The sequence below is a fragment of the Polaribacter sp. Z014 genome, assembly GCF_023555435.1.
Lineage (GTDB): Bacteria > Bacteroidota > Bacteroidia > Flavobacteriales > Flavobacteriaceae > Polaribacter.
The window spans coordinates 79,815-104,802 of record NZ_JALCZP010000011.1; the positions used below are offsets into that span (position 1 = coordinate 79,815).

A 24,988-nucleotide genomic window follows, 5' to 3' on the forward strand; every position below is an offset into this window, starting at 1 on the left:
TTGATGACATTATTAATAATTTTCGCTACTATTTCTATTTTCTTTTCATTTTTGTGTTCTATATTAGAAGCAGTTCTGTTAAGTATTACCCCAACTTTTATCAATCTTAAAAAGAAAGAGGGTTATGAGTATGCTACACAATTAGAAATACTAAAAAAAGATGTAGACAAACCTTTAATTGCAATTTTAACTATTAATACCATTGCGCATACGGTTGGTGCCATTTTGGTAGGTGTACAAGCCAAAGTAGCCTATGCAGAAATGTATGGTACTTCTGTGAAAACAATTTTAGGTATTAAATTAACAGAAGATGTTATGGTAGGTATTGTATCTACAATAATGACCATTTTAATTTTAGTAGCTTCAGAAATAATACCTAAAACAATTGGGGCAACGTATTGGAAACAGTTAGCTAATTTTACTTCTAAAGCTTTAAAAATTATGATTTTTCCACTAAAGTGGACTGGTTTTTTATGGGTATTACAACTTACCACAAAATTGATAGGCGGTAAAGGACATGGAAGTATTTTAAGTAGAGAAGGTTTTTTGGTGATGACAGAAATGGCAGAAAAAGATGGTGTTTTTCATGAAAGTGAAAGTAAAGTTATTAGAAATTTATTAGGTTTTAAAGAGATAAAAGTAAATGATGTAATGACACCAAGATCTGTTTTAGAAATTGCAGATGAAAGCCAAACCGTTCAATCTTTTTATAAAGAGCATAAAAACTTGCGTTTTTCTAGAATTCCTGTTTTTGCTGAAAATCCAGATGAAATTACAGGGTATTTTCTAAAAGACAATTTGTTAGAAGCCATGATTAGTGGAAAAGGAGAAGCAACTTTAGCCTCTATAAAAAGAAATATTATAATCGTAGAAAGAGATTTATACATTCCAGATTTATTTGAAAGATTGATTAATGAGAAAGAACATATTGCTTTAGTGGTAGATGAATATGGCTCTGTAAGTGGTCTAGTTTCTCAAGAAGATGTTATAGAAACTTTATTAGGTTTAGAAATTATGGATGAAAGTGATTCTGTTGCAGACTTGCAAGCTCATGCCAGAAAATCTTGGGAAAAACGTGCTAAAAGAATGGGGATAATTGAAGATAAAAAAGACTAGTATTTTTATACTACAAGTTTTTTAAAACAATTATTTATTACCAACAAACAGCAGTAATTATTTTTCTTAGAGGGTTACATTAAAAAAATATCCAACTAAAGCAGTTAAGCCCATAGCAACGGTACCCCAAAAGGTAATTCGTAAAATAGCTTTTCCAATATTAGAACCTCCTGCCTTAGCAGAAAATGCTCCTAAAAGCATTAAAAAAAGGATGGAAAAACCATAAATTGAATATTCCAAGCTTTGTAGAGGTAGAAAAAGAGTCACTAAAAACGGAAGTATTCCGCCAAGGGTAAAAGCAGCTCCAGAAGCCATTGCAGCTTGTATAGGGTTTGCTTGACTAATTTCATTGATACCTAATTCATCTCTAATATGTGCAGCTAAGGCGTCTTTTTCTGTCAATTCTTTAGCAACAATTAAAGCAGTTTCTTTTTTAAGACCTCTATTTTCATAAATACTTGCCAACATTTGTAGTTCCAGTTCTGGCATTTCTTCTAATTCTATTTTTTCCCTTTCAATGTCGGCGTTTTCAATATCTGTTTGAGAACTTACAGAAACATATTCTCCTGCCGCCATAGATAATGCTCCGGCAACTAAACCAGCTAAAGTTGCCAAAATTACAGGTTCTCTTAAATCACTTGCAGCTGCAACTCCAATAGCCAAACTTGCGGTAGATAGAATACCGTCATTTGCTCCTAAAACAGTAGCCCTTAACCAATTACTTTTGTGTATGTAATGGTGGTCTAAATGGTCGTTTAATTCAATAGAGCTCTTGTTCATTTCTAAAAAGTTTAATTTAATAAATTATAACTATTTATTCTTCTTTATATTCATAATATAAAAAGTCATTATAAGGAAAACGTTGAATATGAATTTTCTTCACTTCCTCGTATGTTTTTTCTTTAAATTCTTCTAAATTATCTTTGTTTAATGCAGAAATAAAGATAGATTCTACATCATAATCATTCATCCAAGTTTTTTCCCAATCTTGTAACGTATAATGTTTTTTATCTCTTTCTGTAACAATATCATCTTCATCAATAGTTTCATGAGAATAGGCATCAATCTTATTAAAAACCATTAGAGTTGGTTTGTCTGCACACTTTATATCTGCCAAAATAGTGTTTACAGAAGCAATATGGTCTTCAAAATTTGGGTGAGAAATATCTACAACGTGCAACAATAAATCTGCTTCACGTACTTCATCTAAGGTAGATTTAAAAGACTCTACCAATTGCGTAGGTAACTTTCTAATAAAACCAACCGTATCTGTTAATAAAAACGGAATGTTCTTTATTACCACTTTTCTAACCGTGGTATCTAAGGTTGCAAATAACTTATTTTCAGCAAAAACATCACTTTTGCTAATCACATTCATTAAGGTAGATTTACCAACATTGGTGTATCCAACTAAAGCAACTCTAACCATTTTACCACGGTTTTTACGTTGCACCGCCATTTGTTTATCAATGGTTAATAATTTCTTTTTTAGGATGGTTATTTTATCACGGATAATACGTCTATCTGTTTCTATTTCGGTTTCACCAGGTCCACGCATTCCAATTCCCCCTTTTTGCTTGTCAAGGTGCGTCCAAAGTCTAGTTAAACGAGGTAATAAATATTGACATTGTGCCAATTCTACTTGCGTTTTAGCCGAACTTGTTTGTGCTCTTTGTGCAAAAATATCTAATATTAAGTTGGTTCTGTCTAGAATTTTACAATCTAAAACTTTCTCAATGTTACGTATTTGTGCAGGAGACAATTCATCATCAAAAATGGCTGTTCCAATATGATTCGATTCAATATAATCTCTAACTTCTTCTAACTTACCTACACCTAAAAAGGTTTTAGGATTTGGTTTCTCCATCTTTTGTACAAAACGTTTAACGGCAACTCCACCTGCAGTTAACGTTAAAAATTCTAATTCATCTAAATATTCTGTAGATTGAATTTCATCTTGTTGCTGAGATATAATACCGATTAAAACGGCTTTTTCAGAAATAACTTCGCGTTCGTCTATCATAGAATACAAAAATACAAAGATTTGATTTGTAAAAGCATAAAAAAAACCTCAAGATAGTAGAGGTTTTAATAATTAATTCAAATTCAAATTCAATACTTTTTCTTCTTATAGCAATGGGTTTTTATAGGTTTATACTTTATTCAGATTTTAATCATTGCAAATTTATAAGAGAATAAGATAATATACTATAGCTTAATGTTAACAAAACATATAATTTAAGTTATGAATACAGATGGAATATTTTCTTATTTTTACATTTCACCTAAAAAATCATCAATGCTTTCATTTTTTTCATCCTCAAAAAGGAGTAAAGACATTCTTACAGTCGGATTTTATAATGTAGAGAACTTATTTGATACTGTAAATGATCCCAAAACTTTTGATGATGATTTTACAATGAACGGAAAAAATCATTGGAACAATAAACGTTACAGAGATAAGATTAAAAAATTAGGTTCTGTAATTTCTCAATTGGGTGCAGAAAAATCTTATAATGTACCGGCAATTGTTGGTTTGGTTGAAGTAGAAAATGCAAAAGTTGTAAAAGATTTGGTAAACTCTAAATACCTAAAAAAGTATCATTATGGTTTTGTGCATTACAATTCGCCAGATGAAAGAGGAATTGATGTGGCTCTTTTGTATAATAAACAAATATTTGAATTAATAGATTCCGAACACTTTCCATTGTATTTAGAAGATGAAAAGGGAGAACGAGATTATACTAGAGATATCTTAGTTGTTTCTGGTAATTTAAACGGAGAATTAGTCCATATTTTAGTAAATCATTGGCCATCTAGAAGTGAAGGTGTGGAAGTGTCTGAACCCAAAAGGATTGCTGCAGCAAAATTAGCCAGAGTAATTATAGAGGGAATACAAGCAAATAATTTTGATGCTAAGATTATCATTATGGGCGATTTTAACGATGATCCAACAAATAAGTCTGTTAAAGAATTTTTAATGACAGATGATTTATTTAATCCTATGGAAAAAATATTGGATAGAGATTCCGTTGGTTCTTTAACCTATGAGGGTAAATGGAATTTATTTGATCAAATTATTATCACAAAAAACTTTTTAGATAAAAAAGAAGGTAGATTGTATTTTAAACATGCCGAAGTTTTTAATAAAAAATGGCTAAAAATATTTAAAGGAAAATTAAAAGGAAGTCCCTTTAGAACGTATATTGGTCCTTGGTATCAAGGAGGTTTCTCAGATCATTTTCCGGTGTATGCTTTCTTTAAAAAGGGAGAATAAATATGAGATACTTTAAAGAAATTGTAGAAGAAAATTAAAAATAGATGTTTTAATTATCTTTATTCTACAATTGATTTTCATCGTTTAAACTAATTATTCTTTTCCAAAATCTTTAAAAGCATTTTTTAGCTTTTCATCATTTAAAATATACTTTTTGTATTTGCCGTTTCTATATCTGTAATAAATAAAGAAAGGCATAAATAGAAAGGAAAAGTAAAATACGCCTAACCCCATTACAATTTGTGCTTTTTCATGATCTGTATTTACGAGATAGATTCCAATAGCCATCCAAACTAAAAAGATGGCAAACATTATTTTTAACGTTAACTTCATATTGCAAAATTACAAAAGTTATATCTTTAATTTCTAATTTTTAGCGAAATGAAATCATTTTCATTATTTTTGATTGGTTTGCTACTTTTTTCATGCAATTCACCTAAAAAAGATTTACAGATGAACACAAAAATTGTGATTGCCCATAGAGGTGCTTCTGGTTACTTGCCAGAACATACCATGGAAGCAAAAGTAATGGCTTATGCTATGAATCCTGATTTTATTGAGCAAGATTTGGTGTTGAGTAAGGATGATGTACCAATTGTAATTCATGATATTTATTTAGATGATGTAACGGATGTTGCCCTAAAATTTCTGGATAGGAAAAGAAATGACAATCGTTATTATGTAATTGATTTTACGTTTAAGGAGCTACAAACGCTTACTGTTACAGAACGATTTAATACTGAAACGGGAGCCCAAGTATATCCAAATCGTTTTCCGATAGGAAAAGGAAATTTTAAACTCCATTCTTTGCAAGAAGAAATAGAGTTGATTCAAGGTTTAAATACATCTACAGGAAAAAATATCGGTATTTACCCAGAAATTAAAGATCCTGGTTTTCATCAAAAAGAAGGTAAAAACCTAACGGAAATTGTACTAAAAATACTTGCGGATTATGGTTACAAAACCAAAGCAGACAATTGTATTTTACAATGTTTTGATGCTAAAGAATTAGAAAGGATTCGGAAAGAATTAAAGTCTGATTTGTTTTTAATTCAACTTATGGAATTTGAAGAAGAAACAAAACAATTAGCCCATTTTGCTAGCTATGCAGACGGAATAGGACCTTGGTATAAACAAATTTTAGATAAGAAAGTAGAGGGGAAATGGCAATTTACTTCTTTAGTTACCGATGCTCACAAACTCGGGTTAAAAGTGCATCCGTATACTTTTAGAGTAGATGATTTAGATGAGTTTGCTAGTTTTGATGAAATGCTAAAAACACTTTTAATTGATGCAAAGGTAGACGGTGCTTTTACTGATTTTCCAGACAAAGTTTCAATATTCTTAAAAAAGTAAAAAATAAATTAAAAAGTGCCATAAATAAATTGAATTTCTATTTAGTTGCAGTATTTTTATTTTTAAATATATATGTATTATGAGCACAAAAATCTATTCTATAAAACACGCTAATAATATTTTAGATCTTTTTAATGCTGAGGATAAATTATACAGCTCTAAATGGTTTATGGAGTTTGGTAAATTTGGTTCTGAATTCTTTAATGAGCAAGAAAAAATAATTTTTTATGTTTCTAAAAAGTTCAAATTTTGGAAGTGGAAAATGGTGTTTACCATAAAAAATGATCATGGAGTGGTAACAGAATTAATTTCTATGAATGCTAAAAAAACCATTTATGCTATTGATGTAAATGATATTACTTATGAGCTAAAAATTCATCATAATAAGAAAAGATCTGTGTTTAAAAATGGTGATAAAATAGCAGAGATAGACGAATCTTTTTTAGATACCGATTTTAGTGATCGAATAAAACTTCAACTTTTGGAAGAAAAAGATTTAGTAATTTCTTTTTTATTGTTTTCTTGCTTAAAAATAGGAGAAGTAGAACAAAGAGGTAAAACAATTATTACCAGTCAAAAACAATTAGAACCCAACGACGAACCTTGGAGTTAGTATTTTAAAGGTTTTTTTCTGCGAATTTTCTTGATAATAAACGCAGGTATTCTCTGCTGTTTTCCATAGAATCTTTTAGGCTCTTTGCATAATTTATAACAGCATCCGTATATTGAATTCCAAAATTAGCAGGTTGTTTTCCATCTAAATCTATCGCGCCACAAAAAGCTGCTACTTTTATTTTTTTAGCTACCGCAGAAGTCAACACTCCTTGTATTGTTTTGCCAGACATGGTTTGTGTGTCTAGTTTTCCTTCACCAGTAATAATCCAATCTGCACCTTCAATTTGAGTATCAAAATTCGCGATATTTTTTATCAATTGAATACCGGGTTCTAAAGTTCCGTTTAAGAATATTTTACTAGCAATTCCCATTCCACCTGCAGCACCAGCACCTTTTACTGACTGAACATCGATCGTGAAAATAGCATTTAGAATTTCAGAAAAATCTTGTAAGCCTTTATCTAACATTACAATATCTTCTTCTGATGCACCTTTTTGAGCACCATAAACATAGGCTGCACCATTTTTTCCGTATAAGGGATTGGTAACATCACAAGCTATTTTAAAATCTACAGCACTTAATTTAGGATGAACATTAGTAACATCTATCGATTTTATATTCGATAAATTTGCGCCAATAGGTTTTACTGATTTATTGTTTTTATCTAAAAACTGATAACCTAAAGCCGTTGCCATTCCAATACCACAATCGTTGGTTGCACTGCCGCCAATACCTATAATAATAGTTTTAGCACCCTTGTTAATGGCGTCAACAATCATTTCTCCTGTACCTAATGTAGTCGCATTTTTACAATCGAATTGTGTTGGTTTTAGCAGCTTAACACCAGATGCTTCTGCCATTTCAATAAAAGCCGTTTTTGTTTTTTCTGAATAAATGTAAGTTGCATTTATAGTTTCAAAAAAAGGGTTGTTCACTTTTACATTTATGGTACTTCCTTTAATGTAGTATTCTACAACTTCAATAGTACCGTCACCACCATCTGCTAGTGGTAATTTAAGAATTTCTGTATTGGGGAATTCTTCTAAAATTCCTTTTTCAACAATATTGCAAAATTCTAACCCTGTTAAAGAATTTTTAAATTTATCTGGTGCTAGTACTATTTTCATTTGCTTAAATTTTAACTTAAAATAGTTGGAAGGAAATAACTTAATACAACTATAAAAACAAAAAAGGCGACAAGAATGTACACTTCTTTTATCATAAAATCTTCTTTTTTAATGCTTACATTAAAATTGGAAATACGTTTTACTTCTGTGCTACGTGTAAATGCACTAACAGTATAGGCAACTACCAATGCAATTATTACACCCGTAAAGTTTAGCCAAATCCAAAAAATGTTAAAGCCTAAATCTATATGAAACAATTCTTGAATGGTTTTAGAAAATATTAGGTTGATTAATACGGCAGAAATAATTGCAGCATTCATACCAATATGATTTACTTTTTTAGAAAAGAAAGCCAAAAAGAACGTCACTAATACTGGCCCGTAAAATACAGAACCAATGGCGTTAATTATTTCTATCACTGCACTTTTACTTCCTCCAAAAAGAAAGGCTGCAGCAATACAAATTACACCCCAAAATACAACTGATCCTTTAGATATTAACATGTATTTTTTATTGCTTAATTTTTTTTCACCTCTGTTAAAGAAATCTTCTACAGTTACTGCAGATAAAGAATTAACAGTAGAACTTAAAGAAGACATTGCTGCCGATAAAATACCTACCATTAAAATACCAATTAAACCATGAGGCAAATATTTCATGATAAAAACAGGAATCATTAAATCTGCTTTTACACCATGCGTTGCAAATTCTTCGGGGAAATATTTTTGGGTAGTCATGGCTATTTCTTCTAAGAAACCTGGAGCTTGTGTTATTAAACCACCAATAACTAACCCCATAATACAATAGATTAAAACTACCGGGAATCTTAAAAGTCCGTTGGCTAGTAAAAGTTGTTTAATGGTTTTTTCATCTTTAGCAGATAACATTCTTTGTGCTTGTGTTTGGTCGCAACCATAATAAGAAGCATATAAAAAGAAACCACCAATAATCATTGGTAACAAACCATATTCGTTTCCTTCACCAATTCCTAGATTATAGTCGATTACTTTTAACCTTTCAGGATCAAAACCATTTGGCAAGCCACCATGTTCTTGTAAAAGAGTCCAGCCGAAATACAAGCATATAATTAAACCTGCGAAGAGAATAATCATCTGTATAGCATCTCCCCAAACAACGGCTTTCATACCGCCTTGCCAGGAATAAATGATAGTAATAACACTAATTATTAAAATGGTGTACACAAAATCGATGTCTAAAACCGCTTGTAAAATAATGGCAATAGTATACACCATAACACCTGTACCCAATGCACGACTTATCTGAAAAACGATACTCAAAATTAAACGTGTAGAAGTGCTAAAACGCTTTTCTACAAACTCATAAATACTAACTACTCCAGACCTAAATAATGGCGGGATTATAACAATCATAATAAAAATCATTGCCAAAGGAACGGCAAACTCAAAGGTTAACCATTTCATTCCTCCACCCAATTTTAAGCCAACAAAAGCGGGAGCAGAAATAAAGCTGATGGCAGATAATTGTGTTGCCATAGTTGATAAACTCAATGGAAACCATCCCATGCTTTTGCCTCCTAAAAAATAATCTTTTGAGTCTTTATTGTCTTTAAAGAAGAAACCCATTCCTAAAAAGAAAATGATATAAAATATTACGATACTATAATCTAGCCAATTCATAATCAGTTTGTTTTTATGTGAATTTAATTTTTAAGCATATCTATTAATAAAGCGGCACTCCAAGAAAAATGATTACCTCCATAACCTGCTTTACCCTCTTTATGCATTTCTTTTCTAGAATCGAAATATTCATAAAAACCATTTTTTTCAATCATATCTATAGAATCTTGTTTTACACGTTTAGAGATATCATTATAGCCATATTCTTTTAATCCGTTAAAAAGCATCCAATTTAAATTGATCCAAACAGGACCTCTCCAATATTTTTTCGGATTAAAACGATCGCTTGTTGGATCGAAAGAAGCACATAGATATTGGTTCTCATTACCAAATTTTTCTAGCATAACATTTACCATTCTTTCTGCTCTTTCTTTTGATGGAATACCAGCAAATAAAGGTGAAAATGATGATGATGATAAATATCGTAAAGGTTTTTCATTTCTTAAATCATAATGAATATAAGCGCCTATTTCTTCATCAAATAATTTGTTGTTAAACGATTCTTTACTTTTTGTTTGCCATTTCTCTAACTGTGCTACTTTATCATCGTTACCTCCAAGCAATTTATACAAAGCGATTAAACTCTGGTTAGATTTTATAAGCATTGCGTTAAACAATGGATCTTGAACTAAAAAAGGTGATAATTCTGCTATTTTTTCATCACTATAATTATTCGCTTTAGCAATTTCTATAATATGTAAATAATGATCGTACTCTCTTTTAGATGGACGCTGTGCTGCATCTACATGCGTGGTGTCTCTTCTTTCAAAAGTATATTCTGGTGGATTCATGGTTGCCCAAATATCATCCCAAATAGGGGAGTTGTCCGTACCAGATTCCCAATTATGATAAATATAAACTAAACCTTCATTTTGTGGGTCTCTATTTTTATAAAAATATTCGTGATTAAAATATACTTTATCAATTACAGACGCTATATATTTTAAAGAAGCTTCTTTATTATTGCTAATTTTATACATTTCCTCTAACACAAAACCTGTTACAGGAGGTTGTGTCATTCCTGTAGATTTGTATTTTTTTGATGCTAATGGATGTAAGTCTGAACGATGAAAATCTGCACCAGGAAAATAACTATCATTGTCTGTATGGAAAATTATGTGTGGAATAAATCCGTTTTCCCATTGAGCATCTAATAAGGTTTCTATTTCTTTTTCTGCTTTAGGCATATCAAAATGTGCAAAACCAATGGCTATAAATCCAGAATCCCATTTCCATTGAAAAGGATATAAATTAGCACAGGGAATACTAAAACTTCCTGTCCAGTTATTATTAAGTACTTCTATTGCTTGTTTTTCTAATTTGTTCATATTTAAAAATGGATTATAATAATTTAAAAACTCACTATTCAGATGTTACTTAGAATAGTGAGTAACCTAAAAATGAAACTTATTTATAAAAGGTTGGGGGATTAAAAATTAAGGGTTGCTGTTACAAACATTCTTCTTGGTAGAATTGGTCTTCCGTTAAAAAATTCGGCATCACCAGATTGGTTTACATTTCTTGGATCTCCTTCTGTAATACCAGAACTATCAAATAAGTTAAAGAAAGAGACACCTATTCTTAAGTTTTCTTGGCTGTCTTCCGATTTATTTAAACCAAAGGTGTAACCTGCACCTAATCTAACAATGTTTATTGCTTCTAACTCTACGTTGTTGTTATCTGCAGCAAACTTTTTTCCTGTATGATTTAAAGAAAGCAGCGCATCAAAACTATTATTGTCATAGTTTAAACCTAAACTTGCTAAGAAATTAGGTTGTCTTGCTAATTTATTACCAACATTAATTTCTGTAGATCCACCATTTTCTAAATCTTCATCAATGTTTTTTGTAATTTCATGTTCTTGGTAAGTAGCAGTACCTCTAAAATCTAAATGATCTGCTAGTTTATAAGACCAGTTTGCTTCTAAACCTAAAGTTTTTGTTGCTTGTTCAGATCTCGTTTTATCAATTAAAGCACCAGCAGTATTAAATGCTTGCGTTATTTTAATTCTATCGCTTAAACTTACATAGTATGCAGCCAAAGACCCAGATAATCTTTCTTTACCTAATTTTACACCAGCTTCAAATTGAATAATTTTTTCTGAATCGTAATTTGTGTTTTTTATACCTGCTACTGGAGCAAAACTTCTAATTTGTGGAAAGAAAAAACCTTTTGAAAAGTTAGCATATAAATTAACTTCATCTGTTAAATTATGCAATGCAGCTAAAGATAAAGCCCAGTCAGTAGCATCAATATTTCCTCTTGTAAAACTTCCATCGGCATAATTAACGTTTGCTAATTCTGCAGTTAAAGTAGCATCATCGTATACTTTAGTGCTTACTATGTTTCCGTTACTAAAAGTACCATTTGTATTTTCTATTCTAATACCAGCATCAAAACGCCATTTATCATATACAATTTCATCTGTTAAATAGAACGCTGTTTTGTTTTGCGTTAAAAACTTGTTAGATGTCATACCAATTCTATTATACAATCCTCCTTCAGAGAAAGTAACATCATTACCGCTAGCATCTACATAACTTAAGTTTACTAAACGTGGATCGTTGTTAAATTCTGATAAAACTCTGTATTGATAGTTAACATCTTCTGCTTCGGTAAGTGCTAAATAAACACCTGCTGTAATATTATGAGTTCCTTTAGTTGTTTCTAAGGTTTTAGTAAAAGACGCTTCTCCAGAATAGTCTGTCATTGGGCGTAATCTATCTACATGTAAATTATCTACCACTAAATCTGAATTGCTTACGGATGAACCAGCTGCACTTCCTTGATATTGTGCTGTATATCCTTGGTTTCCTGGAGCAACATCTGCAACATAATCACTTAATTTAATTGGGTTTCCGTTGTCTCCGTTACCACCAACATATAAAGCAAAATTATGTTTATAATTAGCGTATTTTATTTTTGATTTAAATTTTAAATCATCAGAAAACTTATAATCAAAATCTCCCATTAAATATCCACCAGCGGTGTAAACACCATCTTCTATAGGGCTTTCATAAGCGCCACCTGCAGTTAAAAATGAGGTATGTGCTAATTCGCTAGATAATAACTGAGAAACTGGTTGTCCATCATTTCCGTCAATTCTATTTCTATCACCATCTAATGGAAGTGGCAAAAAGAATTGAGCTCTGTCATTAATAAACTGACCATGTAATGTAAAAGATCCTTTATCAAATTTCTTTTTAATGTTGGCTCTAAACTGTACACCTTTTGTTGGCATACCTGTTTCTATTGGTCCGTCATCTTTTCTAACAAACCCCGTAAAAGCATAAAAAGTATTAGAATCTTCTCCTCCTAATCTTCCTCCAGAATAAAAATCTGTTTTTAAACGACCTTTATCTGCCCATTCTACATTTACGATATTACCAGGATTTGAATCTCCGGTTTTACTTGTATAGTTAATAATTCCGGCTACAGAACCAGCACCGTATAAAACAGCTGCACCACCTCTTACAAATTCTACACCTTTAAAACCAATATCTGGTCTTGCGTAAACATCATGTGCAGACGAGTTTAAACCAAACGTACTCATTAATGGCATTCCATCATATTGTAGTGGATTAAATACATATTGTCCTCCTGAAGGTAAACCTCTAACAAAAACGTTGGTCGCTGTTTCACCACCACCACCTTCTGCAGTAATACCGGGTACACTTCTAAGGATATCTGCCTGACTATTGGCAGAAAGTTTTGTAATTTCTTTTTGCTTAATAGAACTAATAGACATTGGTGTCTCTTTTTGAGATCTAAAAGTTGCAGAGGCAGTAAGTACTATTTCATCTAGTTCTGCGCCTCCTTCTTGTAAAACAACATCAACTTTTATTGTAGTTCCATTTAGATTCACTTTCTTTTCGAAAGTTGTAAATCCAATATAGGATACTTGAATTGATTGAGCTCCATTTGCAGAAGATGTAAAATTAAAATTTCCATCAAAATCAGATGTTCCTCCGGATGTAGTTCCTTTAATAATAATACTTGCACCCGGAATTCCTTCGCCTGTATTATCTTTAATTGTTCCCTTTATATTTGTCTGAGCTGCTACTACAGAAAAACTAAAGACACATAATAATGTAAGTAATGAATATTTCATGTTTTTAAGAATTAGTTAATTATAAGCCAAATTTATTAACAATTACAACGTTTTAAATGCTTTTTTTTATGGAAATGTTACGCAAACGTTTGCGGGAACGTTTGTTTTTAGTATTTTTACGAAAACGATGTATTTTGAAAAAAGAGGTTGTAACACTTAAAAAAATGGCTCAAATTCTGAGTTTATCCACTTCTACTATTTCTAGAGCCTTAAACGACCATCCAGATATTAGTCCGGCAACAACTAAGAGTGTGCAAGATTTGGCAAAAAAACTAAATTATATGCCTAATATTTTTGCAAAGGGATTTAGACTGCATAAAACAAATATTATTGGAGTTATTGTACCAAATATTACTTCTTACTTTACATCAACAATTTTAAAAGAAATTTTATTGCAATCTGAAATGAAAGGCTATCGGGTTATTATCTCTGAATCTAATAACGACATTGCTCGGGAAAAAGAAATGTTATTAACCATGTTGCAGTTTGGTGTAGATGGTATTTTAATGTCTTTATCTAAAAATACGAAAGATGTAGATCCTATTTTATATGCATTAAATCAAAAACCATTGGTGTTGTTTGATAAAGTTTCTAATAAAGTTCCTTGTACTCAAATTATAATTAATGGAGAAGAAGCTGCTTTTAATGCGGTTGAACATTTAATAAATATTGGTAAAAAAAGAATTGCTATTATAAAAGAGTTTGAGCATTCTTATAATTCAGAAAAAAGGTTTCAAGGATATTTGAGAGCCTTAAAAACGCATAACATTCCTATTGATGAAAAACTTATTTTAAGTACAGATGATATTTCTTTAAATAAAGGAAAAATGTTAGCGAGTCAGTTAATTAGTTTAAAGGAAAGACCAGATGCTATATTTTCTATAACAGATGCAGCAGCTGTGGGCGTAATACAAACTTTAAAAAAATTTAATATTACAATCCCAGAAGAAATTGCTGTGGTAGGTTTTAGTAATTCTTTAATATCTACAATAGTAGAACCAAATTTAACAACTACAGATCAACCTGGTAAAAGAATAGGTGAGTTGGCGGTAGATTATTTAATTAGAGAAATTCAAGAACATAATAGCTATGCAAATAGTAAAACAATTGAAATTAAAACGAATTTAATAATTAGAGCCTCTACTTTTTTGCCTATTTAAAACTAAGTTCTTTATCCAAAAGTTGTGGTAAAATAAAGTAATATAACTAGTAGAAGTACAATTAGTATTGAAGTTGCTAATGGTTGCCAAATAGGTTTCTTTTGGTATGCGAAATCTTTACCTAAATTTTTGTTCCAATAATATTCTGTTAGTACTGCATATCCAATTATGTTAAATAATAATGGGATAAACATCATTTGAGGCAGGTAGGTTGAAAGTACAGCTGAAAAAAGAATGTATAATATTCCAAAAACAAGAACCTCAATTCTTGCTTTTGGCTTGTTCATTTCTTTTAAATTTTGCATTAATAACACGGCACCAAATATGGTAGAAAAGAAGATGGTAAAACCTAGTATTGCTTTTTTAGAATATAAAAAAGGTACTTCTAATTCTTTAAAAGGACTTTCGTTATTTTCTAGAGTTTTTTTAGCAATAGAAGTATCCGTAATTTGATCTTCTACGGTTATTTCTTTAGAAATATCAACTGTTTTTTCTATGATATTTCTGTCTTCTAATTCCCAGGTTACAGCCTGTATGGCTTCTTCCGTGTAATTATTTTTCTCTTTTAGAATGGTCTCTAACTCTTTGTTAGATTTTGTCCTCATATTTGTTGTAAAACTATTTGTCCTCATTTTTTTTCAATAGTTTTATGCAGTTACTTCTATTAATTTATTTCTATATGCCGTTAATAATTTAGATTTAGAGATAAAACCTACATATATTCCACCTTTAACAACGGGCAGGTTCCAAGCACCACTTTCTTTAAATTTTTGCATTACTTTTTCTGTAGTATCTGCACTTAAAATTACTTCTGGCGCACTCGTCATAACATCAGAAACTCTAATTTTATCGTACATTGTTTGGTTAAACATTACAGGTCTAATATCATCTAATAAAACAATACCCATAAAATGTTGTTCATCATCTAATACAGGATATATGTTTCTACTAGATTTTGCGACATTTTCTTTTAGCAATTCTCCTAGTGTTTTTTTAGGTTTTGTAGATATAAAATCTTTTTCAATAAGCGAATCAGTATCTAAAAACATAAGTACATTTTTGTCTTTATTATGTGTTATCAATTCTCCTTTTTTAGCTAATTGGGCAGCATAAATATTATGAGGGATGTAGCGTTTGGTTATGATAAATGAAATTGAACTTACAATCATTAAAGGAATAAACAGCTCATAGCCTCCTGTAATTTCTGCAATTAAAAAGATAGCGGTTAAGGGAGCTAATAAAACTCCTGCCATTAAACCTGCCATACCAACCATAGCAAAATTTATTAAAGATAATTTATGACCAAATACGTTGGTGTAGTTTATAAACAGTGCAAAAACATAGCCTGCTAAACTACCCGTAAATAATGTTGGAGCAAAAATACCTCCAATTCCTCCGGCTCCAAAAGTTAAAGAAGTTGCTACTATTTTAAAGATAATTAAACCTAATAAAAATAAAATAACTAAGTAAATATTATCTGAAATGGAATTAAAAATATTATTTTGTACCACTTCTAATATATTTCCTTTTAATACATTATTGATTGTTTCGTACCCTTCTCCAAATAATGGTGGAATTAAAAAAACCAACACTCCTAAAGAGATTCCTCCTACTAATAATTTTTGATAAGGTTTTTCTATTTTTCTAAATAATTTAGCAATGGCAAAATAGACTTTACTAAAATAGACTGAAATTAAAGCCGTAAAAACACCTAGCGAAATATAAAAAAGGACATCATTAAGTTCAAATTTGTCTTGTATATTAAAGTGTAATAGTACATCATCTCCTAAAAAGAAATAGGAAGTTAGAATAGCCGTAATAGATGCCAATAATAACGGAATCATGGATGCTAAAGTTAACTCTAAACTAAAAATTTCTACAGCAAAAACAATCGCTGCAATTGGTGCTTTAAATATAGAAGACATAGCACCTGCTGCCGCTGCACCTATTAATAATGTTTTGGTTGTTTGGTTTAATCTAAAAAGTTGTGCAAAATTAGAACCTAATGCAGCACCTGTAGCAACTGTTGGTCCCTCTAGCCCAACAGAACCTCCAAAACCAACGGTTATAGGAGCTGTAAGAATAGATGCCCACATTTGATGTTTTGGCATAATTCCTTTTTGCTTAGAAATAGCATATAATGTAGATGGTATTCCGTGTCCAACTCTTTTTTTTATGACGAACTTCACTAAAAATAGTACGATTAATAATCCAATAATTGGAAAAATAAAATAAAATGCACTATGAATTTCTTTAATAAATTCGCCTTCTAATAAATGTTGAATTAAGTGGGTTGCATTTTTTAGAGTAACGGCACCTAAACCAGCCAATAACCCAATAATGGCACTTGCAATGTTTGTAAATTGTTTGTTAGAAATATTTCTATATTTCCACTTTAGGATTTTTCTGTAAATATCTTTAGTTGTAGGCACTGTATGTATAAGTAATTGTTGTTATAAATTTATTTTTTCTTGATGTTAATTGCCTTTTAATAAGTCTTATGTACATTAAGAAATTAATTCGGGGGCAAAAATAATACAAACTCACATAAAAACAGGAGTTTGTTAAAATACATTTTCTTTTATAGTTTCTGATTTTTTTAAAGTTCATAAAAAATCCCGCTTTAGCAGCGGGATTTAAATCTTTATATTTTAATATCTAATTTTAAGCTTAGTTCTTTCAATTGATCGTCATCAATAAATGCAGGTGCATCGATCATTACGTCGCGGCCAGAATTGTTTTTTGGGAATGCAATAAAATCACGAATAGTTTCTTGTCCGCCTAAAATAGCAACTAATCTGTCTAATCCAAAAGCCAATCCACCGTGAGGTGGTGCGCCATACTCAAAAGCATCCATTAAGAAACCAAACTGTGCTTTTGCATCTTCTTCAGAAAAACCTAAATGCTTTAACATGGTTGCTTGCATTTGCTTGTCGTGAATTCTAATAGATCCACCACCAATTTCGTTTCCGTTTAAAACCAAATCGTACGCATTTGCTTTTACGGCTCCAGGATCTGTATCTAATAATTCCATTTGACCAGGTTTTGGTGAGGTAAATGGATGGTGCATTGCATGATAATGCCCTGTTTCTTCATCTAATTCTAGTAATGGGAAATCTATTACCCAAAGCGGAGCAAATACTTTAGGATCTCTCAAGCCTAAACGTGTTGCCAATTCCATACGTAAAGCAGATAATTGTGCTCTAACTTTATTGGTGTCACCAGATAATACACACACTAAATCTCCAGGTTTTGCGCCTGTAATTTCTGCCCATTTAGCTAAATCTTCTTGATTGTAGAATTTATCTACAGAAGATTTGAATGTTCCGTCTTCGTTTACACGTGCGTAAATCATTCCTAAAGCACCAACTTGCGGACGCTTAACCCATTTAATAATATTGTCTATTTCTTTTCTTGTGTATGCGTTTCCGCCAGGTACAGCAATACCAACCACTAATTCTGCGCTATTAAAAACACCAAAATCTTTATGTTGCGTAACGGCATTTAACTCGCCAAACTCCATTCCAAAACGGATATCTGGTTTGTCGTTTCCATACAAACGCATGGCATCGTCATATAACATTCTCGGGAATTTCTCCACTTCAACATTATTTACTTCTTTTAGTAAGTGACGCGTTAATCCTTCAAAAACATTTAAAATATCTTCTTGCTCCACAAATGCCATTTCACAGTCAATTTGTGTAAATTCTGGCTGTCTGTCTGCACGTAAATCTTCGTCTCTAAAACATTTTACAATCTGAAAATATTTATCCATTCCACCAACCATCAACAATTGTTTAAAGGTTTGTGGAGATTGAGGTAACGCATAAAACTGACCTTCATTCATACGAGAAGGTACCACAAAATCTCTTGCACCTTCTGGCGTAGATTTTATTAAATAAGGAGTTTCTACTTCTATAAAATCTTGGTCAGACATGTATTTTCTAACTTCCATTGCCACTTTATGACGGAAAATTAAACTGTCTTTTACCGGGTTTCTTCTAATGTCTAAATAACGATATTTCATTCTAATATCTTCACCACCATCAGTTTCATCTTCAATTGTAAAAGGCGGAGTAACAGATGCATTTAAGATTTCTAACTTAGAAACCAACAGTTCTACGTCTCCTGTTTTCATTTTAGAATTCTTTGCTTCACGCTCAATTACAGTACCTGTAACCTGAATAACAAACTCTCTACCTAGAGATTTTGCTTTCTCCATCATTTCTTTTGGCGTACGCTCTTCATCAAAAATAAGTTGTGTAATTCCGTACCTATCACGTAAATCTACCCAAACCATAAAACCTTTATCACGGCTTTTTTGTACCCAACCCGCTAAGGTTACTTCTGTATTTATATGCGATGCTCTTAACTCGCCACAAGAATGACTTCTATACATTTCTTTATTTTTATATTCTTATCTGCCATTCCTTCGAAGACAGAAGTCTCATTTATTCAAGCTGCAAAATTAATCATTTTCTATTTAATATGAGGTTTTTGGGCGTTCATTTCTAAAGAGAAATGCCCCGCTTTCCGCACTCGCTTTTTTCGTGCCTCAAAAGAGCTCAAACATTAGTTTATACTGAGCGTCGTCGAAGTACTACAATCGGTAACGCAGAACCCGTTTAATTCACTAAAATTAGTTATAAATAATCATTATAAATTTGACTAAAAAAGGCTGTTGTAATTAATTATTTTAAGGGTTTAGAACTATCTTTGAAAGATATAATCTAATTATGAGGTACTTATGTCTACTTTTGTGTATTTTAATTTTACCAATTTCAATATTTTCTCAAAAAAAGAACATACAAATAGATAGTGCCTATCAAGTTCTAAAAAATACTCCGAATTCTATAAATAAGGTAGATGATTTAATAACCTTATACAAACAATCTATCAGACAAAAAGAAATTAATAAAAGTGTTTTAGAAGATGCTTTAACTATTTCTAAGCATATTTTTTATATTAAAGGTATAGGTACTTGTTATGACCGAAAAGGTATTACTGCAAGGTACGAGCAAGATTATAGCAGTTCTATAACCAATCATAAAAGAGCTTTATCTTATTTAACACAAACTACAGATACTTTGTTAATACTTATCTGTTTAAATAATTTAGGAGTTACTTATAGAAAAGTAAATTTAGAAAAAGAAGCTTTTAATTATTATTTTGAAGCATTAAAACTCTCCGAAAAATTTAGGGATAACCGTAGTAAATCTATTGCATTAAACGGAATAGGGAATGTTTTTATTGATACCCACCAATATGATAAAGCACTTTATTATTTAAGAAAAGGAATTTTACTCGAAAAAGAAAGAAACAATAACAAAGGGCAAGAATATGGTTATGCTAATTTGGGTGAAATATTTATAGAAAAAAAGCTGTTTGATTCTGCCTATTTTTATATTGATAAAGCGTTAAAATTAGCCATAAAGTACCCAAGAAAAGAAGGTGTTGCTATTAAATACACCTTATTCGGAAAATTATATCAAAGAAAAGAAGATTATAAAAAATCTAACGAATACTATATAAAATCAATTCCGCAATTAGAAAAATTTAAAAATACCCGCTATTTAAGTAAGAGCTACCTAAATATTGGTATTAATAATCTGCATTTAAAAAAGTTTGAGGAGTCGAAAAAGTGTATTAATGCTGGGTTAGATAAAGCAAAGCAAATAAATTCTAAAGAAAATATTTTGTTAGGTTATGAAACTTTAACGGATTATTACTCTAAAACCAATCAATATAAAAAAGCCTTAAGTGCTCAAAAGCAAGTATTGGCTTTTAGAGACAGTATTCTTAATGAAGCTTCTCAGAAAAGTTTTATTAGCACACAAATTAGTTATGAGTCGTCTAAAAAAGATACTAGAATTCAATTATTGGCAAAAGAAAAAAATAAAAGTGATCAAAAAGCAAATTCTAATTTTTGGCTTTTTATAGCGAGTGTTGCAATTGGTATTACTACTATTCTTATTTTAATATTATTGAGAAGAAATAAATTATTAGAATTAGATCAAAAAAATAATGAAATAAAAAATTATTTACTTCAAATTAAAAAATTAAAAACTAGTAATTCAAAAGATCCTTCTTTTTCTAATAAAGAGTTAAAAGAATTTGAACTATCTAAAAGAGAAATAGAAGTTCTTAAACATATATCTAATGGATTGAGCAATGCCCAAATTGCAGAAAAAATGTTTGTTTCTAACAATACCATTAAAACACATATCTCTCATATTTACACAAAACTCGATGTAAAAAATAGAGTTCAAGCAGTTCAAAAAATTTCTTCTTAAACGTACCTGTTTTTTTGAAATCTGATGCTAGTTTTCGAGAAAAATGATCTTACCAATTAACTTTTTAGCTCAAGATGCACACTTTTTAGAGGCTAAAAAGTAGCCTTTTAGATTTAACTTCATTATCAAAATTTTTATTCACCTTTTTTAGTAGTGTAATTGTAAAAACCCTTCTATTGTTAGGTTTAATAGGGTTTTTCCTTTCTTAAATCACCCTTTAGGGTGATAGAAATCACCTATTCTAATGGTCTGTTTTTTTAATTCTACGCCTAAATTTGTAGTATAATTAAAAACAAATTATTATGAAAAATTTTAAAAGAGTACTCGTATTATTATTAACAGTTTTGTTATTTAATGTTTCTTGTTCTAGTAGCAATGATGATCCTACAAGTGGTATTTGCGATGAATATACTGCCGAGTTTCAAACCACTTTAAAAAAATATAGCGATGCCACTATGGTGCAATATCAAACTCCTTCTACTGCAAACTGTAACAATGTAAAAAAGGAAGCACAAAATGTGATTGATTTTTTGAATAAACTTAAAGATTGCATTCCTGCTTCAGAAGAACAGAGTATTAATGAACTAATAAAAGAATTAGAAGAAGAAATAGCAGCACCCTGTGAATAGTCTTAAAAGGTCTAATTTATTTTATAAAAAGATAAAGTAAATCCAACATCAGAATACATACGCCTATCTATAGAAGCAGAAGCAAATTTTGTTCTGATAGATCTAAACGGGGAAATTTTAAGAAAAGGAAAATTATCTGTTGGAAATAACGCGATATCTGTTTTTAGTATTTCAAAAGGGCTATGCTTTTTAAAAAATACAAATACTAGAAACCCTAGTGTTAAAAAAATTATTATTCAATAATTCTCTTAGGAGGTAAAAACGATATAAAATGAAAACAGCAAAAAGAAAAATAAGTACTAAAGTACTCTTTAAATTGCTTTTAACATTATGTATGCTAATAGCAATACCACAAGGTTCTAATGCTCAATTTTTTAAAAAGTTAAAAGAAAAAGCTTCAAAGAAAATTAAACAAGAAGCAGAAAAACGTTCTGAACGCCGTATGAACAAAAAAATCGAGAAAGAATTTGATCAGGCAGAAGATGTTATTGACGGGAAAACGAAAAAAAATGACAAGGAAGTTGATGCTAAAAAAGCAAATAACAAAAAAAATGATGAGACTAATGTAGATGCTGATCAAGAAAATTCAACAGCTACAAAAAAACTAAATGTTGTTTGGAGTAAGTTCGATTTTGTTCCAGGAGACACTGTTATTTTTGAAGATAGTCCAAGTACTAAAGAAGAAAATGGTGAGTTTCCAAGCCGTTGGGATTTATATAAGGGAAGTGCTGAAATTGGCGAAGTAGATGGAGAACCTGTTATTATATTCCTCGAGGGAGGTGGTAGTATTGTTCCCTACATAAAAAAATCAGATGAAGATTATCTGCCTGAAATTTTCACAATAGAATTTGATGTTTGGTTTGAAAAAAAGTATAGCACAGCTTGTAGATATTATATTCATTTTGAAGATCAAAAAAATCAATGGAATAAAGGATTAAATCAATATTTAACGGTTACACCTACAGGGTTGCAATTTGCCAAAACCAATAAAAGATACCCGGGCACTGAGAATCTTAATTGGTGTGTTGAACCAATAGGTAAATGGCGACATATTTCTATAGCCTATACCAAAGGAGAATTTAAAGCATACATGGATGATACCCGACTTATAAATATTCCTCACTTAGAAGGAAATCCTTGGGGGTTTACGATTAAAGGAGAGACTAATAAAATGTATTTGAAAAATATTCGTATTGCCAAAGGAGGCGTAAAATATTATGATCGAGTTTTATCCGAAGGCAAAATTATTGTAAACGGGATAAAATTCGACACCAATAAAGCCACTTTAAAAGCAGAAAGTATGGGCCCAATTAATAAAATTTATCAGTTGATGGAGAAAAATACAGATCTAAAATTTAGTGTAGAAGGCCATACAGATAGTGATGGAGGAGTTGAAGCAAATATGACATTATCTAAAGCAAGAGGAAAATCTGTGATGGATAAATTAGTTTCTATGGGGATTGCTGCTAGCAGATTAAAATATAATGGTTTTGGAGAATCTAAACCAATAGATAATAATAGTACTCCGGAAGGAAAAGCAAATAATAGAAGAGTTGAATTTGTTAAGTTTTGAGTAGATTTTAAAACCATTTAGGTTTTTTAAAGTAGCAAGTAAAATTTTTAAATAAATCAATTAATATAAATTTAAATTAAATAATTATGAAAAAGTTAAAATTAGTATTCGCAATCGCAATTATATCAATAGTTGCATTATCAACAAATCAATTAAAAGCACAAGAATCTAAAATCTTATTAGGAGGTGGTGTTGCGTACGCAACCGAAATAAATTCTGTAGCAATTTTTGCAAAAGGAGTTTATAAAATAAATGATAAATGGGAAGGATCGCTAGGTATTAACTACTTTTTTCCGAAAGGAGAAGGAGATTTTGAAATTAAATGGATGGGCTTTGATTTAGATGCTCATTATGTTTTTTCTGCAAAAGATAACTTTGAAATTTATGGTATCGCAGGGGTAAATATTATGCGTATTACTATTCCTGGTTTCGATTATTCTTATGATGAAAAATATACGCCTTATGATGATTATATGCCTAGTGAACAAGAGTATATGTCTTCTGGATCTATAAGTAGTACAGATACTGGTTTTAATTTAGGTGTTGGAGGTCGTTATCAATTATCAGACAATTTATTTGGCATGGGAGAAGCTAAATATGCAGTAAACAATGGTGGATATATGCAAGTGAGTGTAGGAGTATTGTATCAGCTTTAAAAGCTAATTATTTTAAGAAAAACACTTTTTACTCCTTTTTCTTAACACTGTAAAAAGGAGTAAAGAGTGTTCTGAAAAAAAACTTTAAAAAAATATAATGAAAAAGTCAATCAAAGTTTTAGCGGTATTAGTAGTAATTGTAGCCAGTTTTACATTTACATCTTGTAAACAAATAAAAGAGTTAGCCGATGTAGAATTTGGCACAGAAATTACGGCTAAAATTCCAGTCCATTTTAATGAAAATGTAAGTCAAGAAAGTATAGATTTAACAAAAGTATTAAGTTTAGATAATACTGATACACACGATTATTTACATCAATTTGAAGATGTTAGTATAAAAAAAATGACATTTAAAATTGTTGAGTTTTCAGGAGATGATACGTCTTCAGACATAGCTTTTGTCGATTTTTATGCAGACAGTATTAAATTGTTGAGTAATCTAGAGTTTAACATTTACCAAGCTTATACCAATCAAACTATTTTTTAAGTTGTAGATATCGCTAAAATAAATGAAATAGCAAATCTTCTTAAAAACAACAAACAATTAACAATTAGAGTAACTGGAGATTACAGAAGTGGAAAGGTAACAGATTTTAAAGTGCAGGTTACAGCAGAATTAAATATTATAGCAAATCCATTATAATAAAATAGCTGTTCTAACAATCAATAAACGACAAAAGAATTAAATTAAAAGGCAATTAAGAATGATTACAAAACTTAAAGAAAATGAGAAATTTATATATCATACTAGCACTATTTATTGCAACAGTAAGTTGCAAAGGAAACGAAAAAAAAATTGGAGATAGTTTATCTGTACATGCAGAACAACTAAAATCTAAATTAAAAAGATACGAAGTACAATCGGGTATTATTAAATACAAATTAACCATAAACGGTAGTGTTATGGGAAGTGAAATTGTTGGTGGAGGATCTGAGAGTTTATACTTTAAAGATTGGGGTAATTTAGAACTTGTAGAAGAAAAATCTACAAGAACAACAAATACGGATATTTTTGGTAAAAAAAACACAGATATAGCTACTACACATTCCATGTATAAACTAAATAATGGCGAAAGTTATCACGTAGATTTTAACAAACAACAAATTTTCTTGAGACGTGATATGGCAATGGAATTAAACAAAACTTTTGCCAATGGTAATGTTCATAAAACGGGTAAATCAATGTTAGAAGGTATGGGCGGTAAATTAATTGGTACTGAAAATTTTCTTGGATACAATTGCGAAGTTTGGGATATACACGGTGCTAAACAATTAATGTATAAAGGTGTTGTATTAAAATTAGAAATGATCTGTGTTAAAAAGGCACTGTCTCATAAAGTGTGTAAGTTTTAAAATCTCAGGTTAATTAATTAACCTGAGATTTTTTTATTAATTTTAAATTTTACATATTTATGAA

The 24,988-nt window shown here is 30.5% G+C and carries 21 protein-coding genes and 1 pseudogene; 12 read left to right on the forward strand and 10 right to left on the reverse strand.

Annotation, left to right across the window (positions count from 1 at the left end):
• Nucleotides 1–3: 3 nt before the first annotated feature.
• A complete protein-coding gene (locus tag MPF19_RS12955) occupies nucleotides 4–1,116 on the forward strand; it encodes a CNNM domain-containing protein (protein ID WP_249988556.1) in 1,113 nt (370 codons plus the stop codon).
• 66 nt (nucleotides 1,117–1,182) lie between these two features.
• Here MPF19_RS12955 and MPF19_RS12960 read toward each other — a convergent pair whose 3' ends face one another.
• Together MPF19_RS12960 and hflX are read right to left on the reverse strand one after the other, a co-directional pair.
• Nucleotides 1,183–1,896 carry a VIT1/CCC1 transporter family protein gene (locus MPF19_RS12960; protein ID WP_249988557.1) on the reverse strand — a complete coding sequence of 238 codons (714 nt, stop codon included), beginning with the start codon at nucleotides 1,894–1,896 and terminating at the stop codon, nucleotides 1,183–1,185.
• Between the two features lie 34 nt (nucleotides 1,897–1,930).
• Entirely contained in the window at nucleotides 1,931–3,139 is a 1,209-nt protein-coding gene (gene hflX / locus MPF19_RS12965; protein ID WP_249988558.1) for a GTPase HflX, read from the reverse strand.
• 222 nt (nucleotides 3,140–3,361) lie between these two features.
• On the opposite strand from hflX, the gene MPF19_RS12970 reads away from it, so the two are divergent.
• Nucleotides 3,362–4,393 (forward strand): endonuclease/exonuclease/phosphatase family protein, encoded by a 1,032-nt coding sequence (locus MPF19_RS12970; RefSeq protein WP_249988559.1) that lies wholly within the window; start codon nucleotides 3,362–3,364, stop codon nucleotides 4,391–4,393.
• 93 nt (nucleotides 4,394–4,486) lie between these two features.
• On the opposite strand, the gene MPF19_RS12975 is transcribed toward MPF19_RS12970, so the two are convergent.
• Nucleotides 4,487–4,726: a hypothetical protein gene (locus MPF19_RS12975; protein WP_249988560.1), complete on the reverse strand. Its 240-nt coding sequence runs from the start codon at nucleotides 4,724–4,726 to the stop codon at nucleotides 4,487–4,489.
• 48 nt (nucleotides 4,727–4,774) lie between these two features.
• Here MPF19_RS12975 and glpQ point away from each other — a divergent pair, with 48 nt between their 5' ends.
• Together glpQ and MPF19_RS12985 are read left to right on the forward strand one after the other, a co-directional pair.
• Nucleotides 4,775–5,749: a glycerophosphodiester phosphodiesterase gene (glpQ, locus tag MPF19_RS12980; RefSeq protein WP_284041510.1), complete on the forward strand. Its 975-nt coding sequence runs from the start codon at nucleotides 4,775–4,777 to the stop codon at nucleotides 5,747–5,749.
• A 79-nt stretch (nucleotides 5,750–5,828) separates the two neighbouring features.
• On the forward strand, nucleotides 5,829–6,362 hold the full coding sequence (locus MPF19_RS12985) for a hypothetical protein (protein ID WP_249988562.1): 534 nt from the start codon (nucleotides 5,829–5,831) through the stop codon (nucleotides 6,360–6,362).
• A 4-nt stretch (nucleotides 6,363–6,366) separates the two neighbouring features.
• Here MPF19_RS12985 and MPF19_RS12990 read toward each other — a convergent pair whose 3' ends face one another.
• From MPF19_RS12990 to MPF19_RS13005, 4 genes are all read right to left on the reverse strand, one after another.
• A complete protein-coding gene (locus tag MPF19_RS12990; RefSeq protein WP_249988563.1) occupies nucleotides 6,367–7,491 on the reverse strand; it encodes a glycerate kinase in 1,125 nt (374 codons plus the stop codon).
• A gap of 11 nt (nucleotides 7,492–7,502) precedes the next feature.
• A complete protein-coding gene (locus tag MPF19_RS12995; RefSeq protein WP_249988564.1) occupies nucleotides 7,503–9,149 on the reverse strand; it encodes a sodium:solute symporter family transporter in 1,647 nt (548 codons plus the stop codon).
• Between the two features lie 23 nt (nucleotides 9,150–9,172).
• Nucleotides 9,173–10,477 carry an MGH1-like glycoside hydrolase domain-containing protein gene (locus tag MPF19_RS13000; RefSeq protein ID WP_249988565.1) on the reverse strand — a complete coding sequence of 435 codons (1,305 nt, stop codon included), beginning with the start codon at nucleotides 10,475–10,477 and terminating at the stop codon, nucleotides 9,173–9,175.
• A gap of 101 nt (nucleotides 10,478–10,578) precedes the next feature.
• Nucleotides 10,579–13,260, reverse strand: coding sequence for a TonB-dependent receptor (locus MPF19_RS13005; protein WP_249988566.1), 2,682 nt, complete (start codon nucleotides 13,258–13,260; stop codon nucleotides 10,579–10,581).
• 164 nt (nucleotides 13,261–13,424) lie between these two features.
• On the opposite strand from MPF19_RS13005, the gene MPF19_RS13010 reads away from it, so the two are divergent.
• Complete coding sequence (locus tag MPF19_RS13010) at nucleotides 13,425–14,420, forward strand: LacI family DNA-binding transcriptional regulator (RefSeq protein WP_249988567.1); 996 nt, start codon at nucleotides 13,425–13,427, stop codon at nucleotides 14,418–14,420.
• 11 nt (nucleotides 14,421–14,431) lie between these two features.
• Here MPF19_RS13010 and MPF19_RS13015 read toward each other — a convergent pair whose 3' ends face one another.
• The 3 genes from MPF19_RS13015 to aspS all read right to left on the reverse strand — a co-directional run bounded on the left by MPF19_RS13015 (nucleotide 14,432) and on the right by aspS (nucleotide 18,819).
• Nucleotides 14,432–15,025 (reverse strand): hypothetical protein, encoded by a 594-nt coding sequence (locus MPF19_RS13015; RefSeq protein ID WP_249988568.1) that lies wholly within the window; start codon nucleotides 15,023–15,025, stop codon nucleotides 14,432–14,434.
• Nucleotides 15,026–15,067: 42 nt separating this feature from the next.
• Complete coding sequence (locus MPF19_RS13020) at nucleotides 15,068–16,852, reverse strand: chloride channel protein (protein WP_249988569.1); 1,785 nt, start codon at nucleotides 16,850–16,852, stop codon at nucleotides 15,068–15,070.
• Nucleotides 16,853–17,064: 212 nt separating this feature from the next.
• Complete coding sequence (aspS, locus tag MPF19_RS13025) at nucleotides 17,065–18,819, reverse strand: aspartate--tRNA ligase (RefSeq protein ID WP_203391819.1); 1,755 nt, start codon at nucleotides 18,817–18,819, stop codon at nucleotides 17,065–17,067.
• A gap of 337 nt (nucleotides 18,820–19,156) precedes the next feature.
• Here aspS and MPF19_RS13030 point away from each other — a divergent pair, with 337 nt between their 5' ends.
• The 7 genes and pseudogenes from MPF19_RS13030 to MPF19_RS13055 all read left to right on the forward strand — a co-directional run bounded on the left by MPF19_RS13030 (nucleotide 19,157) and on the right by MPF19_RS13055 (nucleotide 24,924).
• Nucleotides 19,157–20,713 carry a response regulator transcription factor gene (locus MPF19_RS13030; protein ID WP_249988570.1) on the forward strand — a complete coding sequence of 519 codons (1,557 nt, stop codon included), beginning with the start codon at nucleotides 19,157–19,159 and terminating at the stop codon, nucleotides 20,711–20,713.
• Between the two features lie 302 nt (nucleotides 20,714–21,015).
• Nucleotides 21,016–21,342 carry a hypothetical protein gene (locus tag MPF19_RS13035; RefSeq protein WP_203391821.1) on the forward strand — a complete coding sequence of 109 codons (327 nt, stop codon included), beginning with the start codon at nucleotides 21,016–21,018 and terminating at the stop codon, nucleotides 21,340–21,342.
• 51 nt (nucleotides 21,343–21,393) lie between these two features.
• Nucleotides 21,394–21,585 (forward strand): annotated as a pseudogene (locus MPF19_RS19510) (T9SS type A sorting domain-containing protein); the annotation flags it as partial.
• Between the two features lie 28 nt (nucleotides 21,586–21,613).
• On the forward strand, nucleotides 21,614–22,915 hold the full coding sequence (locus MPF19_RS13040) for an OmpA family protein (protein WP_249988571.1): 1,302 nt from the start codon (nucleotides 21,614–21,616) through the stop codon (nucleotides 22,913–22,915).
• A gap of 86 nt (nucleotides 22,916–23,001) precedes the next feature.
• The gene (locus MPF19_RS13045; protein WP_249988572.1) at nucleotides 23,002–23,571 is read left to right on the forward strand and encodes an outer membrane beta-barrel protein; all 570 of its coding nucleotides are present in this window, start codon (nucleotides 23,002–23,004) and stop codon (nucleotides 23,569–23,571) included.
• Nucleotides 23,572–23,668: 97 nt separating this feature from the next.
• On the forward strand, nucleotides 23,669–24,058 hold the full coding sequence (locus MPF19_RS13050) for a hypothetical protein (protein ID WP_249988573.1): 390 nt from the start codon (nucleotides 23,669–23,671) through the stop codon (nucleotides 24,056–24,058).
• A gap of 239 nt (nucleotides 24,059–24,297) precedes the next feature.
• The gene (locus MPF19_RS13055) at nucleotides 24,298–24,924 is read left to right on the forward strand and encodes a hypothetical protein (protein WP_249988574.1); all 627 of its coding nucleotides are present in this window, start codon (nucleotides 24,298–24,300) and stop codon (nucleotides 24,922–24,924) included.
• Nucleotides 24,925–24,988: the final 64 nt, after the last annotated feature.

Bases quoted from the DNA above. Each gene is read 5' to 3' on its own strand.
- MPF19_RS12955 (WP_249988556.1), top strand. From the start codon at position 4: ATGACATTATTAATAATTTTCGCTACTATTTCTATTTTCTTTTCATTT.
- MPF19_RS12960 (WP_249988557.1), bottom strand. From the start codon at position 1,896: ATGAACAAGAGCTCTATTGAATTAAACGACCATTTAGACCACCATTAC.
- hflX (WP_249988558.1), bottom strand. From the start codon at position 3,139: ATGATAGACGAACGCGAAGTTATTTCTGAAAAAGCCGTTTTAATCGGT.
- MPF19_RS12970 (WP_249988559.1), top strand. From the start codon at position 3,362: ATGAATACAGATGGAATATTTTCTTATTTTTACATTTCACCTAAAAAA.
- MPF19_RS12975 (WP_249988560.1), bottom strand. From the start codon at position 4,726: ATGAAGTTAACGTTAAAAATAATGTTTGCCATCTTTTTAGTTTGGATG.
- glpQ (WP_284041510.1), top strand. From the start codon at position 4,775: ATGAAATCATTTTCATTATTTTTGATTGGTTTGCTACTTTTTTCATGC.
- MPF19_RS12985 (WP_249988562.1), top strand. From the start codon at position 5,829: ATGAGCACAAAAATCTATTCTATAAAACACGCTAATAATATTTTAGAT.
- MPF19_RS12990 (WP_249988563.1), bottom strand. From the start codon at position 7,491: ATGAAAATAGTACTAGCACCAGATAAATTTAAAAATTCTTTAACAGGG.
- MPF19_RS12995 (WP_249988564.1), bottom strand. From the start codon at position 9,149: ATGAATTGGCTAGATTATAGTATCGTAATATTTTATATCATTTTCTTT.
- MPF19_RS13000 (WP_249988565.1), bottom strand. From the start codon at position 10,477: ATGAACAAATTAGAAAAACAAGCAATAGAAGTACTTAATAATAACTGG.
- MPF19_RS13005 (WP_249988566.1), bottom strand. From the start codon at position 13,260: ATGAAATATTCATTACTTACATTATTATGTGTCTTTAGTTTTTCTGTA.
- MPF19_RS13010 (WP_249988567.1), top strand. From the start codon at position 13,425: ATGGCTCAAATTCTGAGTTTATCCACTTCTACTATTTCTAGAGCCTTA.
- MPF19_RS13015 (WP_249988568.1), bottom strand. From the start codon at position 15,025: ATGAGGACAAAATCTAACAAAGAGTTAGAGACCATTCTAAAAGAGAAA.
- aspS (WP_203391819.1), bottom strand. From the start codon at position 18,819: ATGTATAGAAGTCATTCTTGTGGCGAGTTAAGAGCATCGCATATAAAT.
- MPF19_RS13030 (WP_249988570.1), top strand. From the start codon at position 19,157: ATGAGGTACTTATGTCTACTTTTGTGTATTTTAATTTTACCAATTTCA.
- MPF19_RS13035 (WP_203391821.1), top strand. From the start codon at position 21,016: ATGAAAAATTTTAAAAGAGTACTCGTATTATTATTAACAGTTTTGTTA.
- MPF19_RS13040 (WP_249988571.1), top strand. From the start codon at position 21,614: ATGAAAACAGCAAAAAGAAAAATAAGTACTAAAGTACTCTTTAAATTG.
- MPF19_RS13045 (WP_249988572.1), top strand. From the start codon at position 23,002: ATGAAAAAGTTAAAATTAGTATTCGCAATCGCAATTATATCAATAGTT.
- MPF19_RS13050 (WP_249988573.1), top strand. From the start codon at position 23,669: ATGAAAAAGTCAATCAAAGTTTTAGCGGTATTAGTAGTAATTGTAGCC.
- MPF19_RS13055 (WP_249988574.1), top strand. From the start codon at position 24,298: ATGAGAAATTTATATATCATACTAGCACTATTTATTGCAACAGTAAGT.